The organism is Arthrobacter sp. B10-11 (assembly GCF_033142195.1).
In the GTDB taxonomy this organism is placed as follows: domain Bacteria; phylum Actinomycetota; class Actinomycetes; order Actinomycetales; family Micrococcaceae; genus Arthrobacter; species Arthrobacter oryzae_C.
This window is the reverse complement of record NZ_JAWMTH010000003.1, coordinates 367400-382760: the sequence shown is the minus strand read 5'-3', so window position 1 is coordinate 382760 and position 15361 is coordinate 367400. Positions and strand designations below refer to the sequence as shown.

13 protein-coding genes are annotated in these 15361 nt (G+C 67.0%); all 13 read left to right on the top strand.

Annotation, left to right across the window (positions count from 1 at the left end; all coding sequences use genetic code 11):
- Positions 1–149: 149 nt before the first annotated feature.
- The gene (pyrR, locus tag RW112_RS11680; RefSeq protein ID WP_305941187.1) at positions 150–734 is read left to right on the top strand and encodes a bifunctional pyr operon transcriptional regulator/uracil phosphoribosyltransferase PyrR; all 585 of its coding nucleotides are present in this window, start codon (positions 150–152) and stop codon (positions 732–734) included.
- On the top strand, positions 731–1759 hold the full coding sequence (locus RW112_RS11675) for an aspartate carbamoyltransferase catalytic subunit (protein ID WP_317781905.1): 1029 nt from the start codon (positions 731–733) through the stop codon (positions 1757–1759). The genes pyrR and RW112_RS11675 overlap by 4 nt, the downstream gene beginning before the upstream one ends.
- The gene (locus RW112_RS11670) at positions 1759–3150 is read left to right on the top strand and encodes a dihydroorotase (RefSeq protein WP_317781904.1); all 1392 of its coding nucleotides are present in this window, start codon (positions 1759–1761) and stop codon (positions 3148–3150) included. The genes RW112_RS11675 and RW112_RS11670 overlap by 1 nt, the downstream gene beginning before the upstream one ends.
- Entirely contained in the window at positions 3150–3671 is a 522-nt protein-coding gene (locus RW112_RS11665; protein ID WP_317781902.1) for a hypothetical protein, read from the top strand. Before RW112_RS11670 ends, RW112_RS11665 begins: the two co-directional genes overlap by 1 nt.
- Complete coding sequence (carA, locus tag RW112_RS11660; RefSeq protein WP_317781901.1) at positions 3652–4938, top strand: glutamine-hydrolyzing carbamoyl-phosphate synthase small subunit; 1287 nt, start codon at positions 3652–3654, stop codon at positions 4936–4938. The genes RW112_RS11665 and carA overlap by 20 nt, the downstream gene beginning before the upstream one ends.
- On the top strand, positions 4938–8237 hold the full coding sequence (gene carB / locus RW112_RS11655) for a carbamoyl-phosphate synthase large subunit (RefSeq protein WP_317781899.1): 3300 nt from the start codon (positions 4938–4940) through the stop codon (positions 8235–8237). Before carA ends, carB begins: the two co-directional genes overlap by 1 nt.
- A complete protein-coding gene (gene pyrF / locus RW112_RS11650) occupies positions 8230–9096 on the top strand; it encodes an orotidine-5'-phosphate decarboxylase (protein WP_317781898.1) in 867 nt (288 codons plus the stop codon). Before carB ends, pyrF begins: the two co-directional genes overlap by 8 nt.
- A gap of 108 nt (positions 9097–9204) precedes the next feature.
- Positions 9205–9555 carry an integration host factor, actinobacterial type gene (gene mihF / locus RW112_RS11645; protein ID WP_317781897.1) on the top strand — a complete coding sequence of 117 codons (351 nt, stop codon included), beginning with the start codon at positions 9205–9207 and terminating at the stop codon, positions 9553–9555.
- The gene (gene gmk, locus RW112_RS11640; RefSeq protein ID WP_305941179.1) at positions 9552–10124 is read left to right on the top strand and encodes a guanylate kinase; all 573 of its coding nucleotides are present in this window, start codon (positions 9552–9554) and stop codon (positions 10122–10124) included. Before mihF ends, gmk begins: the two co-directional genes overlap by 4 nt.
- A gap of 39 nt (positions 10125–10163) precedes the next feature.
- On the top strand, positions 10164–10424 hold the full coding sequence (rpoZ, locus tag RW112_RS11635; RefSeq protein WP_011692102.1) for a DNA-directed RNA polymerase subunit omega: 261 nt from the start codon (positions 10164–10166) through the stop codon (positions 10422–10424).
- Between the two features lie 40 nt (positions 10425–10464).
- Positions 10465–11700 (top strand): bifunctional phosphopantothenoylcysteine decarboxylase/phosphopantothenate--cysteine ligase CoaBC, encoded by a 1236-nt coding sequence (gene coaBC / locus RW112_RS11630; RefSeq protein ID WP_317781896.1) that lies wholly within the window; start codon positions 10465–10467, stop codon positions 11698–11700.
- A gap of 80 nt (positions 11701–11780) precedes the next feature.
- Positions 11781–13016, top strand: a complete 1236-nt coding sequence (gene metK, locus RW112_RS11625; protein WP_305941177.1) for a methionine adenosyltransferase — start codon at positions 11781–11783, stop codon at positions 13014–13016.
- Positions 13017–13257: 241 nt separating this feature from the next.
- Complete coding sequence (locus RW112_RS11620) at positions 13258–15339, top strand: primosomal protein N' (RefSeq protein ID WP_317781895.1); 2082 nt, start codon at positions 13258–13260, stop codon at positions 15337–15339.
- Positions 15340–15361: the final 22 nt, after the last annotated feature.

The window sequence follows — 15361 nt, the reverse complement described above, 5'->3', positions numbered from 1 at the left end:
GCGGGACTCACCATCCCGCGGGTGTGATGTTAAACGCGCTCACGGCGTCAGCCGGGCACGCGGGCAGGGGAGCTGCGTGTGGTAATTTTGAAGAGCAAATGTTCCTTTTTTAATTCCGTCCCGTGAGGCGGGGAAAGGGGAGACGAGCGTTGACATCAGTCACAGAAGCACCGGTTCCGGCCAGGGTTGTGCTCAACTCTGCGGACATTGACCGTGCACTCACTCGTATCGCCCATGAGATCCTCGAGGCCAACAAGGGTTCCCAGGATCTGGTTCTGCTGGGCATCCCCCGCCGCGGTTATCCGCTGGCCGTCCGCCTTGCCAGGAAAATCGCCGCCGCCGATCCGGCCGTGGACGCGTCCGCCATCGTGGGCCAGCTGGACGTCACCATGTTCCGGGACGACCTGTCCCACCAGCCCACGCGGCCGCCCTATCCCACGCAGCTGCCCCGCACCGGCATCGACAACAAGGTCGTGGTCCTGATTGATGACGTGCTGTACTCCGGCAGGACCATCCGCGCCGCACTGGATGCCATCGTTGACCTTGGCCGTCCGCGCATTGTCCGGCTGGCAGTCATGATTGACCGCGGCCACCGCGAACTGCCCATCCGCGCAGACCACGTCGGCAAGAACCTCCCCACCTCCTCCTCCGAAAAGGTCCGGGTCCGGCTCGAAGAGACCGACTCCATTGACGGCACACCGGTCAACGAAGTGGTCATCGAGGCAGGCGCATGAAGCACTTGCTTTCCACCGAAGACCTCAGCCTGGCCAACGCCATCCGCATCCTCGACACAGCCGAAGAGATGGCCGCCGTCGGGGACCGCGAAGTCAAGAAACTCCCGGCCCTCCGCGGCCGGACTGTGGTGAACCTGTTCTTCGAGGATTCCACCCGCACCCGCATTTCCTTCGAAGCGGCGGCGAAGCGGCTGTCCGCGGACGTCATCAACTTCGCAGCGAAGGGATCGTCCGTCTCCAAGGGCGAATCCCTGAAGGACACCGCCCAGACGCTGGCCGCCATGGGGGCGGACGCCGTCGTCATCCGCCACTGGGCCTCCGGTGCGCCGCACCGGCTGGCGGCCACGGACTGGATCGACGCCGCCGTGATCAACGCCGGCGACGGCACCCATGAGCACCCCACCCAGGCGCTCCTGGACGCTTTCACGATGCGGCGGCACTGGGCAAGGCTTCACGGGACGCCGTCCGCCGGCGGGGACCTGAAGGGCATGCGCGTCGCCATCGCCGGGGACGTCCTGCACTCCCGGGTGGCCCGCTCGAATGTGTGGCTGCTGCGCACCCTCGGTGCCGAGGTCACGCTGGTGGCCCCGCCCACCCTGCTGCCCATCGGCGTCGGACAATGGCCCTGCAGCGTGAGCTACGACATGGACGAAACCCTGGCGAAGGGCGTGGACGCCGTCATGATGCTGCGGGTCCAGGGCGAACGGATGAACGCCTCCTTCTTCCCCACCACGCGCGAGTACTCCCGCCGCTGGGGGTTCGACGACAACCGCCTCCGTGCCCTGGACAGCCTTGGCTTGAAGGACACCATCATCATGCACCCCGGCCCCATGAACCGCGGGCTGGAGATTTCCTCCGCGGCTGCGGATTCGCCCCGTTCCACCGTGCTGGCACAGGTGCGCAACGGCGTTTCCGTCCGCATGGCCGCCCTGTACCTGCTGCTTTCCGGGGACACCCGCGAACCAGCCGCAGCCTCCACCGCCGCCTATTCCAACGCCGCCTATTCCACCAAGGAGAGCCACTGATGGCACACGATCACCAGGATGCAGCCACCACCGGGGCATACCTCATCCGCGGCGCAGCGATCCTCGGCGGCGCAGCCGAAGACCTCCTGATCCGCGACGGCATCATCGCCGCACGCGGCGCCGACCTCGCCGGGACAGACGCAGCTGACGGTGCCACCGTCATCGAGGCCGCCGGCCTGGTGGCGTTGCCCGGCATGGTGGACATCCACACCCATCTCCGCGAACCCGGCCGCGAAGATGCCGAAACCGTGGAAACCGGCACCCGCGCCGCAGCCCTCGGCGGGTACACTGCGGTGCACGCCATGGCCAACAGCAACCCCGTGGCAGACACCGCAGGCGTGGTGGAACAAGTCCACACCCTCGGACGTGCCGCCGGCTGGGTGGATGTGCGCCCCGTGGGTGCCGTCACCGTCGGCCTCGCGGGCGAGCAGCTCGCTGAACTCGGCGCCATGGCCGACTCCCGCGCCCAGGTACGCGTCTTCTCCGACGACGGCATCTGCGTCCACGATCCCGTTCTCATGCGCCGTGCGCTCGAATACGTCAAGGCGTTCGACGGCGTGGTGGCACAGCACGCGCAGGAGCCCCGGCTCACCGCCGGCGCCCAGATGAACGAGGGCGACGTCTCGGCCGTCCTCGGCCTGGCCGGCTGGCCTGCGGTGGCCGAGGAAAGCATCATTGCCCGCGACGTCCTGCTGGCCCAGCATGTCGGGTCCAGGCTGCACGTCTGCCACGTTTCCACGGCAGGTTCGGTGGAGATCATCCGGTGGGCCAAGGCGCGGGGGATCAACGTCACCGCCGAAGTGACCCCCCACCACCTGCTCCTGACCGACGAACTGGTCCGCAGCTACGATCCCGTCTACAAGGTCAACCCGCCGCTGCGCACGGACTCCGATGTGCAGGCACTGCGCGCCGCCCTGGCGGACGGCACCATCGACGTCATCGGCACCGACCACGCCCCGCACCCGAGCGAACACAAGGAATGCGAATGGGCGCAGGCGGCCATGGGCATGACCGGCCTTGAAACGGCGCTCTCCGTGGTTCAGGCGACCATGATCGAAACCGGCCTCATGGGCTGGGCGGACTTCGCCCGCGTCACGTCCACCGTGCCCGCCGTGATCGGACGGGTGGCGGACCAGGGCCGGCCGCTGGAGGCCGGCGAAGCCGCGAATGTCACACTGGTGGACCCGGCTGCGCGCTGGACGGTGGACCCTTCCAAGATGGCGACCATGGGCCGTAACTCTCCGTTCGCCGGAAGGGAGCTCCCGGGCAAGGTTGTGGCGACCTTCTTCAAGGGCCACCCCACTGTCCTGGACGGCAAGCTCAACACCCCGTACAGGCACGGTTCGGGCCAGGAAACAGCCCCGGCCGCAACGCCGGCCAGCGGGTCCTGATGGACAACAAAATCCTGACGCTGGTCATCACGCTGCCGCTGATCGCCGTCGTACTGCTCATGATCGGACTGGGCTGGCGCAACCGCCTGCGGCGCCAGTCCGACGTCGAACAGCTGCCCGCGGTTCCGCAGGAACTGAGCCTGCCGCTGGCCGCCGCCGACGGCCAGTACGTCGCCACCACCACGGCCGGCGACTGGCTGGACCGCATCGCCGTCCACGGACTGGGGATCCGCACCAACGCCGAACTCACCGTCCACCCGGAAGGCGTGCTGTTCGAGCGTTCCGGAGCCGGGCCGTTGTTCATCCCGGCGAACAGGGTCACCGGCGTCCGCCAGGACAGCGGCATGGCCGGAAAGTTCGTCGAAAAAGACGGACTCCTGGTGGTCAGCTGGACGCTGGGCGGCCGGGAACTGGATACGGGGTTCCGGACCCGGCGGGCCGACGACAAACCGGCCGTCCTCGAAGCCTTTCAAGAATTGATCTCCGCAGCCCCTCAGGCAGATGCCGATAGTGGAAAGTAACAACGTGACAGAAACCGAAGTAACAGCGAACGCAGCTACTGCACCTGAACACGGAACTTCCGTGCCCGCGGTGCTGGTACTGGAGGACGGCCGCATCTTCCGCGGCACCAGCTACGGCGCCACCGGCACGGCTCTCGGCGAGGCAGTCTTCGCCACCGGCATGACCGGTTACCAGGAGACCATCACCGATCCCTCCTACGCCCGCCAGCTCGTGGTCCAGACGGCACCGCACATCGGCAACACCGGCGTCAACGCCGACGACGCCGAATCCCGCCGCATCTGGGTGGCCGGCTACATTGTCCGCGACGCCGCACGCCGGCCCTCCAACTGGCGCTCCGAGCGCTCCCTCGACGACGAGCTCGTGGAGCAAGGCATTGTGGGCATCCAAGGCGTGGACACCAGGGCCATCACCCGGCACCTGCGCGAGCACAAGACCATGCGTGCCGGGATCTTCTCCGGCGAGGCGGCCACCGCCACGGACAAGGAACTGCTTGACGCCGTACTGGCAAGCGCCCCGATGGAAGGCGCCCGCCTCGCTGAGGAAGTCAGCGTTGACGAGGCCTACATTGTGGAGCCCAAGGACTGGGGATGGGACGGCGAACCGCGCTTCAGCATCGCCGCCATCGACCTCGGCATCAAGCGGATGACGCCCATCCGCTTCGCTGAGCGCGGTGTCCGCGTGCACGTCCTGCCTGCCACGGCCACCCTGGCTGACGTCCAGGCTGTCAACCCGGACGGGTTCTTCATGTCCAACGGCCCGGGCGACCCCGCCACGGCCGACAACCAGGTCAAGCTGCTCCGTTCGGTGCTGGACGAGAAGCTGCCCTACTTCGGGATCTGCTTCGGCAACCAGATCCTGGGCCGCGCCCTCGGCTTCGGGACGTACAAGCTCCGCTACGGACACCGCGGCATCAACCAGCCCGTCATGGACCGCCGCACCGGCAAAGTTGAGATCACGTCGCAGAACCACGGCTTTGCCGTGGACGCCCCCCTCGACGGCGCCACCCAGGCTCCCGAGGAGCGGTTCGGCCGCGTGGAAGTCAGCCACGTCAGCCTTAACGACGACGTCGTGGAAGGCCTCTCCTGCCTGGACATCCCCGCCTTCTCGGTGCAGTATCACCCGGAAGCCGCCTCGGGACCGCACGACGCCGCGTACCTCTTTGACCGCTTCATCGAACTGATGGCGGACACGAAGAAGGCTGCCACCGCTTCGGTTGGCGCCGAAAACAAGACTTCCACCGATTCCAAGACTGAGGACAAGAAGTAATGCCCAAGAGAACTGACCTTAAAAGCGTCCTGGTCATCGGTTCCGGTCCCATCGTGATCGGCCAGGCCGCCGAATTCGACTACTCCGGTACCCAGGCTCTCCGCGTCCTCAAGGAGGAAGGCCTGCGCGTTATCCTGGTCAACTCCAACCCGGCAACCATCATGACGGACCCCGAGTTCGCCGACGCCACCTACGTGGAGCCCATCACCCCCGAGGTGGTGGAGAAGATCATCGCCAAGGAACGCCCCGACGCGATCCTGCCCACCCTGGGCGGCCAGACGGCCCTCAACACCGCCATCGCGCTGGACAAGAACGGCGTGCTGGAAAAATACAACGTCGAACTCATCGGCGCGAACATCGCGGCGATCGAACTTGGCGAGGACCGCGAGAAGTTCAAGGGTGTGGTGGAGCGCTGCGGTGCGGAGTCCGCCCGCAGCCACATCATCCACAGCATGGATGAGGCGCTGAAGGCGGCCGAAGACCTCGGTTACCCCATGGTGGTCCGCCCGTCCTTCACCATGGGCGGCCTCGGCTCCGGCCTCGCCTACACGGAGGATGACCTGCGCCGGATCGTCGGCCAGGGCCTGCAGTACAGCCCCACCAGCGAGGTCCTGCTCGAAGAGAGCATCCTCGGCTGGAAGGAATACGAGTTGGAGATGATGCGGGACAAGAACGACAACGTGGTTGTTGTCTGTTCCATCGAGAACTTCGACCCCGTAGGCGTCCACACCGGCGACTCCATCACGGTGGCCCCCGCCCTGACCCTCACGGACCGCGAATACCAGCGCCTGCGCGACATCTCCATCGCGGTCATCCGCGAAGTCGGCGTGGACACCGGCGGCTGCAACATCCAGTTCGCCGTCGAGCCGGACACGGGACGCGTCGTCGTTATTGAAATGAACCCGCGCGTCTCCCGGTCCTCCGCGCTGGCGTCCAAGGCCACCGGCTTTGCCATCGCCAAGATCGCCACCAAGCTGTCCCTGGGCTACACCCTGGATGAGATCCCCAACGACATCACCCAGAAGACGCCGGCCTCCTTTGAGCCGACGCTGGACTACGTTGTGGTCAAGGTTCCGCGCTTCGCCTTCGAGAAGTTCCCGGCAGCGGACCCCACGCTCACCACCACCATGAAGTCGGTGGGCGAGGCCATGGCCATGGGCCGCAACTTCACCGAAGCCCTGCAGAAAGCCCTGCGTTCCCTCGAACAGAAGGGCTCGCAGCTGGACTTCAGCCACGTTCCGGAATGGGAAGTCCCGGAGCTGATCGAAAAGGCCAAGCGGCCCACCACCGAACGCCTGCACCAGGTGCAGCGCGCGCTGCTCGGCGGTGCCACGGTGGAGCAGCTCTTCGAGGCCACGAAGATCGACCCCTGGTACCTGGACCAGCTCCAGCTGCTCAACGAGATCTCCCGGGAGATCCGCCAGTCCACCGCCCTGACCCGGGAAATGCTGCAGCGCGCCAAGCGCCACGGGTTCTCGGACGAGCAGATCGGCGCCCTCACCAACAACCAGGAGGCCGTGGTCCGCGGTGTCCGCCAGGCGCTGGGCATCCGTCCCGTCTACAAGACCGTGGACACCTGCGCCGCGGAGTTCGCCGCCTACACCCCGTACCACTACTCGTCCTACGACGAGGAGGACGAGGTGGCGCTGCACTCCAAGCCGTCCATCATCATCCTGGGTTCCGGCCCGAACCGCATCGGCCAGGGCATCGAGTTCGACTACTCCTGCGTGCACGCCTCGATGGCGCTCCGCAAGGCCGGCTACGAGACCGTCATGGTCAACTGCAACCCGGAAACCGTCTCCACGGACTACGACGTCTCCACGCGCCTCTACTTCGAGCCGCTGACCCTTGAGGACGTCCTTGAAGTCATCGCGGCGGAGGAGCGCACCGGCGGTGTCATGGGCGTGTTCGTCCAGCTCGGCGGCCAGACCCCGCTCAAGCTCGCGCAGCAGCTCGCCGACGCCGGTGTGCCGATCCTCGGCACGTCACCCGAAGCGATCGACCTCGCCGAACACCGCGGCGCATTCTCCCGCGTGCTGGACGAGGCCGGGCTGATCTCGCCTAAGAACGGCACCGCAGTGTCCTTCGAGGATGCCAAGAAGATCGCCGACGAAATCGGCTACCCGGTCCTGGTCCGCCCGTCCTACGTGCTGGGTGGACGGGGCATGGAGATCGTCTACGACGAGCCCAACCTCTCGCGCTACATCGCCAACGCTACCGAGATCACCACCGAACACCCCGTGCTGATCGACCGCTTCCTGGAGGACGCCGTCGAAATCGACGTCGACGCCCTCTACGACGGAACCGAGATGTACCTCGGCGGCATCATGGAGCACATCGAAGAGGCCGGCATCCACTCCGGTGACTCCGCGTGCGTACTCCCTCCGATCACGCTCGGCAACAACGTGATTGAACGCGTGCGGACCGCCACCCTGGCCATCGCCGAGGGCGTGGGCGTCCGCGGCCTCATCAACATCCAGTTCGCCCTGGCGTCCGACGTGCTGTATGTCCTCGAAGCCAACCCGCGGGCCTCCCGCACGGTGCCTTTCGTGTCCAAGGCCACGGGCGTCCAGATGGCCAAGGCGGCAGCCCTGATCGGCACCGGAGTGACCATCAACCAGCTCCGCAGCGCCTACAAGATGCTGCCGGAAACCGGTGACGGTTCCACCCTGCCGTTCGATGCACCCGTCTCGGTCAAGGAAGCAGTGCTGCCGTTCAGCCGCTTCCGCACGCCGGAAGGCAAGGTTGTGGACTCCCTCCTCGGCCCGGAAATGCGGTCCACCGGCGAGGTCATGGGCATCGACAAGCACTTCGACACTGCCTTCGCCAAGAGCCAGGCCGCCGCCAACAACGCGCTGCCCACCGAAGGGAAGATCTTCGTCTCCGTGGCCAACCGGGACAAGCGCTCGGTGATCATGGGCGTGAAGCGCCTCTCCGACCTCGGCTTCGAGATCGTCTCCACCGGCGGCACCGCGGACGTCCTGCGCCGCAACGGCATCCAGGCAACCCCGGTCCGCAAGGTCGCCGAGGGCAGCAGCGCCGAAGGCGAAGGAACCATTGCCGACCTCATCGTCGCCGGCGAGATCGACATGGTCTTCAACACTCCTTCCGGCGGGGAAGCCCGGATCGACGGCTATGAACTGCGTGCCGCAGCCACGTCCATCGGCATTCCGTGCATCACCACGGTGGCCGAGTTCAACGCAGCAGTCCAGGCCATCGAAGCCCAGCGCACCTACGAATGGTCCGTGACCAGCCTGCAGGAACACGCCGCTAACCTGAAGGCACTGCAGAATGGCTGATCACGAGGCACCAGCCACGGCCGGCCGGGAGTCTTTCGGCTCCCGGCTCGGCCGGGCCATGGCGGACCGCGGTCCGCTATGCGTCGGGATCGATCCGCACCCCGCGCTCCTGAAGTCCTGGGGACTAAACGACGACGCCGCCGGCCTGGAACGCTTCTCGCTCACCGTTGTGGAGGCCGTGGGTTCGCTCGCTGCCGCCGTGAAGCCGCAGGTGGCGTTGTACGAACGGCACGGTTCTGCGGGTATGGCGGTGCTTGAACGCACCCTCGCAGCCGCCGCTGATGCCGGCGTGCTGACCATCGCCGACGCCAAGCGCGGCGACATCGGCTCCACGATGGCGGCCTACGCGGACGCCTGGCTGCGCGACGGTTCGTCGCTGGCCGCGGATTCGGTGACCCTGAGCCCCTACCTTGGCTTCGAGTCACTGCGCCCCGCCCTCGACCTTGCGGCGGAGTACGGCCGCGGGGTCTTCGTCCTGGCGCTGACGTCCAATCCGGAAGGCGCCTCCGTCCAGCACGTGGGCGGCACGGATTCGGTGGCCCGCCGGATTGTCGAGGCGGCGGCGGGCGAAAACCGCCGGTACCCGGGCACGCTGGGCTCTGTGGGCCTGGTGGTTGGCGCCACGGTGGGAGGAGCCCTGCAGGAGCTGCAGCTGGACCTGGCTGCGGTGCGGGGGATCATCCTTGCACCCGGACTCGGTGCACAGGGCGCCACGGCCGCTGATTTGCGGGCAACGTTCGGTGCAGCGTACCCGCAGGTTTTGGGTACGTCGAGCCGGGACATCCTCTCGGCAGGGCCCACCGTGAGCGGACTCCGGGAGGCTGCCGTGCGTACTCTGGAGCCCCTGCTATCCAACTGATTTGCTGATTTCTGTGTCCATTGATTTCCGCGCCGGGCAAAGGGTAGGTTCAGGAGGACTCCAACGGCCTTTGCCTTGGTTCGGACTGACGATTCGGGGGTGACTTGAGTGAGCTTGCGGCCCCTGACGGACCAGGAACGCGCAGAAGCCCTCGGCAAGGCGGCAGCGGCCCGCGCGGCCCGGGCCGAAGCCAAGGAGCAACTTAAGTCAGGAACACTCTCCGTGGCTGACCTTCTCGCGTCCGGCGACGGCGATCCCGCCATCGCGCGGATGAAGGTTTCCGAGATGCTGGAGGCGCTCCCAGGCGTGGGCCGCGTCACGGCGGCCGCCATCATGGACGAGCTGGGTATTGCCGTATCCCGCAGGCTGCGGGGGCTCGGCATTCACCAGCGCCGGGCGCTGGTAGATTTTATGAACGAGAATCACGTCCATCCGAATAACGCCCAAAGGAATATGTGAGCAAGAAACCGGGACTGACAGTCCTCGCCGGTCCGACGGCTGTTGGCAAAGGCACCGTGTCCACCTACATCCGGGACAACTACCCCGAAGTCTGGCTTTCCGTTTCGGCCACCACGCGTCCGCCGCGGCCGGGGGAGCAGGACGGGGTTCACTACTTCTTCAAGTCAGCCGAGGAATTCGACGCCCTGGTGGCCGGCGGGGAGCTCCTGGAGTGGGCCGTGGTCCATGGCCGTAACCGCTACGGCACGCTCCGCAGCACCGTGGACGCCGCCATCGCCGATGGCCGCTCCGTGCTGCTGGAGATCGATCTGCAGGGCGCACGCCAGGTCAAGCAGGCCGTTCCGGAGGCGCAGTTCGTCTTCCTGGCACCGCCGAGCTGGGAGGAAATGGTCCGCCGCTTGGTGGGCCGCGGCACGGAAACAGCCGACGAACAGCAGCAGAGACTGGAAACCGCTAAACTAGAACTTGCCGCTGAGCCGGAGTTCGATCACACCGTCATCAATGATGACGTTCGACGCGCAGCGGACGAGCTTGTTTCACTCATGGGGCTGACCCCGCACCCGCACTAGCCGCCGGGTCGGATCGGCCCGTTAGAATTTGGAGAATTCGTGTCCACGAACCTTGAAGGCATCATCAACCCGCCGATCGACGAACTGCTGAAGGCAGCTGATTCCAAGTACGGCCTGGTGATCTTCGGTGCCAAGCGTGCACGTCAGATCAACGCATACTACGCCCAGCTGCACGAGGGCCTGTTCGAATACGTTGGCCCGCTGGTCGACACCAAGCTGAACGAGAAGTCGCTGTCCATCGCCCTGCGCGAGATCAACGAAGGCAAGCTCGTTTCCACGCCGATCGAGCCTGCAGAGTAGATCTCCGCACATACACAGACTGCCTGTTGACGGAGGTCACGTGCGCATAGTCCTCGGAGTCGGGGGAGGGATTGCCGCCTACAAGGTGGCATCGCTCCTCCGGCTTTTTACTGAAGCCGGACACAACGTCACGGTGATTCCCACGGAGGCGGCGAACCGCTTTGTCGGGGTCGCCACGTGGGAGGCCCTGTCCGGTAACCCCGTCAGCAACAGCGTCTTCGACGACGTTCCGTCGGTCAACCATGTTCGTTTGGGGCATGAGGCGGACCTCATCGTGGTGGCTCCGGCGACAGCCGACCTCCTGGCCCGTGCCGCCGGCGGCCATGCCAACGACCTCCTGACCAACACGCTGCTGATGGCCAGTGGTCCCGTGCTGATGGCACCGGCCATGCACACCGAAATGTGGCTGCACGCCGCCACCCAGGCCAACGTGGAAACGCTGCGCCGGCGTGGTGTCACCGTCCTTGAACCTGCGAGCGGCCGGCTCACCGGCTCCGATTCGGGTCCGGGCCGGCTGCCCGAACCCGAGGCCATCTTCTCAGCCGCCATGGCCCTGATGCAGGACGGCGGAATTGCCGGGCAGCTGCCGCTGGCCGGGCGCACCGTCACCATCAGTGCCGGCGGCACGCGCGAACCGCTGGATCCCGTCCGGTTCCTCGGCAACCGATCCTCCGGCAAACAGGGAGTTGCGCTTGCCGCGGCGGCCCGCGATGCCGGCGCGAGCGTCCGGCTGCTGGCGGCCCACATGGACGTGCCGGCTCCCGACGGCGTGGAGGTGGTCCGCGTGGAAACGGCGCTGCAGCTCCGGGAAGCGGCGCTGCGCACGGCAGCCGATTCCGACGTCGTCATCATGGCCGCCGCCGTGGCGGACTTCCGGCCCGCTGAGGTGTCGGACACCAAGATCAAGAAGCGTGAAGATACCGCCGACCCCGTCATCAACCTGCTCCGCAACCCGGACATCCTGCAGGAACTCGTGGAGGTGCGCGGGACGACCAGGCCCGGTCAGCTGATCGTGGGTTTTGCCGCGGAAACCGGCGACGCCGACGGGGACGTGCTGGCCCACGCCGAAGCCAAACTGCGCAAGAAAGGCTGCGACCTGCTGGTGGTCAACCACGTAGGTGAGGGCCTGGTGTTCGGACAGGACAACAACTCGGTGGTCATCCTTTCCCGCTCCGGCTCCGAACCACAAGCGGCATCCGGTTCGAAGGACGATGTTGCGGCCGCCGTTATTGACCGCATCAGCTCCGAGTTGAGCCGCGTTTTTCCAAGAGCCTGAGGGCCCGGCGTGTGCAAGGCCTCCTTAGCAGGGGGACACATGCTGAGGCCTGACCGATCCCCAACCAGTAAGGTAGTTGAGTGACTTTACCGCTGCACATTCCCGCTTCCCATGGCGCGACGCCGCCATCCCTTCGCCTTTTCACGTCCGAGTCCGTGACTGAAGGCCATCCGGATAAGATCTGCGACCAGATCAGCGATGCAATCCTGGATGCCCTGCTGGCGAAGGACCCCGAGTCGCGCGTGGCCGTTGAGACGCTGGCCACCACCGGGCTGGTTCACGTTGCGGGTGAAGTCACCACCGACGCTTACGTGGAAATCCCGCAGATCGTTCGCGAGACCATCCTGGGGATCGGCTACGACTCCTCCGCCAACGGGTTCGACGGTGCCCGCTGCGGTGTCTCCGTGTCCATCGGCCAGCAGTCCAACGACATCGCCGGCGGCGTGTTCAATTCCCTGGAGGCCCGTGAAGGCCGCCAGGAAGACGACTACGACCTCCAGGGCGCCGGGGACCAGGGCCTCATGTTCGGCTATGCCAGCGATGAGACGCCGTCCTACATGCCGGTGCCGATCTGGATCGCGCACCGCCTTTCTGAACGGCTTACCGAAGTGCGCAAGAACGGCGAGCTTCCCTACCTCCGCCCGGACGGCAAGACCCAGGCCACCATCGGCTACGACCGTGACCGGCCGGTCTCCGTCGAAACCATCGTGATCTCCAGCCAGCACGCGGAAGGCGCCAGCCTCGAGCAGTTGCGCGCCGACCTCGCCACCCATGTGATCAATCCCGTGCTGGCGGCGGCCAACCTGGACATCTCCCGTACCCGCAACATCCTTAACCCTGCCGGTGCGTTCGTGATCGGCGGACCCGTGGGCGACGCCGGCCTGACCGGCCGCAAGATTATCGTGGACACCTACGGCGGCATGGCACGCCACGGCGGCGGCGCCTTCTCCGGCAAGGATCCGTCCAAGGTTGACCGCTCGGCGGCCTACGCCATGCGCTGGGTGGCCAAGAACGTAGTTGCCGCAGGACTTGCCAAGCGGGCCGAAATCCAGATCGCCTACGCCATCGGCCAGGCACGCCCCGTGGGCACCTACGTGGAGACCTTCGGCACCGAAACCGTGGACCCGGACCGCATCAGCGCAGCGATTTCGGAGATCTTCGACCTCCGTCCCCGCGCCATCATCGACGCACTGGACCTCAAGCGGCCCATTTACGCCAAAACCGCGGCGCACGGACACTTCGGCCGCGACGATCCCGACTTCACCTGGGAACGGCTTGACCGCGTGGACGACCTCAAGGCGTTCTTCAACGCCTGAGAACCGATTACTGTCGGTGCCATGTGTTTGGCTGTAGCAGGGCCCCCGTCCGGGCGGCCCTGCTACAGTGCTTTCCGGCGCTGATGGCGCTGCATTCATGGCGCCGGAACCACTGGCGCCACTACTGGCAGCATGCTGAACGGAGGTTGGTCCCATCGCTTCCTTTCCGGGCGACACTTCGGCCACCGACGAGCCGCTCCAGCTGTCCCTGCTGCAGGGCTTCCCGGCCGGCCGCCCGCAAATGCCCGGCGGTCCTGCCCTCGCCCCCTCGCTGCCCGTCGCCCGGGTGCTCATCGAGTCCTCGCTGCCGCACCTGGACAGGCCCTTTGACTACAGCGTGCCCGCCGCGTTCGACGACGCCGCGCAGCCGGGGGTGCGCGTCAAGGTCAAATTCAACGGGCAGGAACTCAGCGGCTACATCCTGGACCGGATAGTTGAATCCGATGCCGGGCACGCGCTCGTCCCGCTCCACAAGGTGGTTTCGTCTGTCCGGGTACTCACTCCGGAACTGGCCGACCTCGCCGGGAAGGTTGCTGCCCGCTATGCCGGCACCATCAGTGACGTGCTGCGCGTGGCCATTCCGCCGCGGGTAGCCCGGCTCGAGAAGGAACTCGCCGCGGAAGGCGTACTCTCCGCAAGCCCGGCCGCTTCCGGTGCCACGGCCTGCCCAGGGCCTGTAACTGACCAGGGTCCCGCAACGGGCCGGGACCAGGCGCCCGGGAACTGGTCTAAGTACGTCAGCGGAGCGGCATTCCTGCAGCACCTTCGGGCCGGCGAGTCGCCGCGGGCCGTGTTGAGCGCCCTGCAGGGCTTCGGGCCGGCTGGCTGGCCCGCCCTCATTGCCGAGGCCGTGGCGGGCGTCCGGGCCTCGGGCCGGGGTGCGGTGGTGGTGGTTCCGGATTACCGCGACCTGGACCGCGTCGAGGAGGCGCTGGCCCTGCTCCTTCCACGCGAAGACATCGCCAGGCTTACCGCGGACGACGGTCCGACGCCCCGTTACCGCAATTACCTCCGTGTGCTCACCGGCAGCGCCGGGGTGGCGGTCGGTACCCGCTCGGCGGCCTACGCTCCCGTGCACAACCTGGGCCTAGTGGTGTGCTGGGACGACGGCGACGACCTCCATATCGAACAGCGGTCGCCCTATGCCCATACCCGCGACGTCCTGCTCCTGCGGGCGGAGCAGGAACGTGCGGCGTGCCTGCTGGCGGCACACACCCGCAGCACCGAACTCGAGCGACTGGTGGAGGCGGGCTGGGCCCGGCCAGTGGAAGCCGGCCGGCAGGAAGTCCGCCGCACCGTGCCGCGCGTGGTCAATACGGCAGACAGCTTCGAGCAGGAACGCGACCCCCTTGCCCGGATCGCCAGGCTGCCCGGGGCGGCCTGGCGTGCCGCCAAGGAAGGCCTGGAGCGCGGTCCGGTCCTCATCCAGGTGGCCCGGTCCGGCTACGCGCCGTCGCTGGTTTGCGATTCCTGCCGGGAACCGGCCCGGTGTCCTGTCTGCAGTGGACCCCTCGCTGTTGCCGGTGCCGCCGGCAGCTCAGCCGTGCCGCAATGCCGCTGGTGTTCCGCTTCCGCGCCGGACTGGCGTTGCAGCCACTGCACCAGCCCCAGGCTGCGCCGCTCCGCCACCGGGGTGATGCGCACCGCGGAGGAACTCGGCCGGGCGTTTCCCGGCAAACCCGTGGTCACTTCGTCGGGGGACCACGTCAAAGCCACTGTCCTGGACACAAAGTCCCTCGTCGTGGCCACGATTGGAGCGGAACCGGTGGCAGCCGGGGGCTATGCCGCAGCGCTGCTCCTGGACGGAGACTCGTTGCTGCGCCGCGAAAATCTCCGGGCGGGGGAGGACGCCGTCCGGCGCTGGTTCAACGCCGCAGCGCTCGTCAAGCCTGCCCGCGAGGGCGGGCTGGTGGTGATCACCGCCGATGACACTGCCGGAGTCGGTGCGCTGCTTCGCTGGGACGCCGGAGGGTACGCCCGGCGCGAGCTCGCACTGCGGCAGGAACTCCAGCTGCCGCCGGCGGTCAGGATTGCCTCCGTAACCGGCGGCCGGACCGCCGTCGGGCACTTTACCGAAGCGATTGAGCAGCAGCTGGCCAGACAGGGGATCCACCTTCGGACAGCGGGTCCGGCGCCCCTGGTGCTGACGGACGCACGGGCGCCCCGCCGGGACACCGGCGAGGACGTCCGGACCCTGCTGTTCATTCCGTACGCCCAGGCGGCCGAGGCGACGCGCGTGATGCGGGCGGTCAAAGCGGCGGCGGCCGCGCGCCGCGGCGATGATCCCGTCCAGCTGAGGCTCGACGGCGTGGACGTCCTGTAAGGCGTCCTGTATCGGAGGAGCC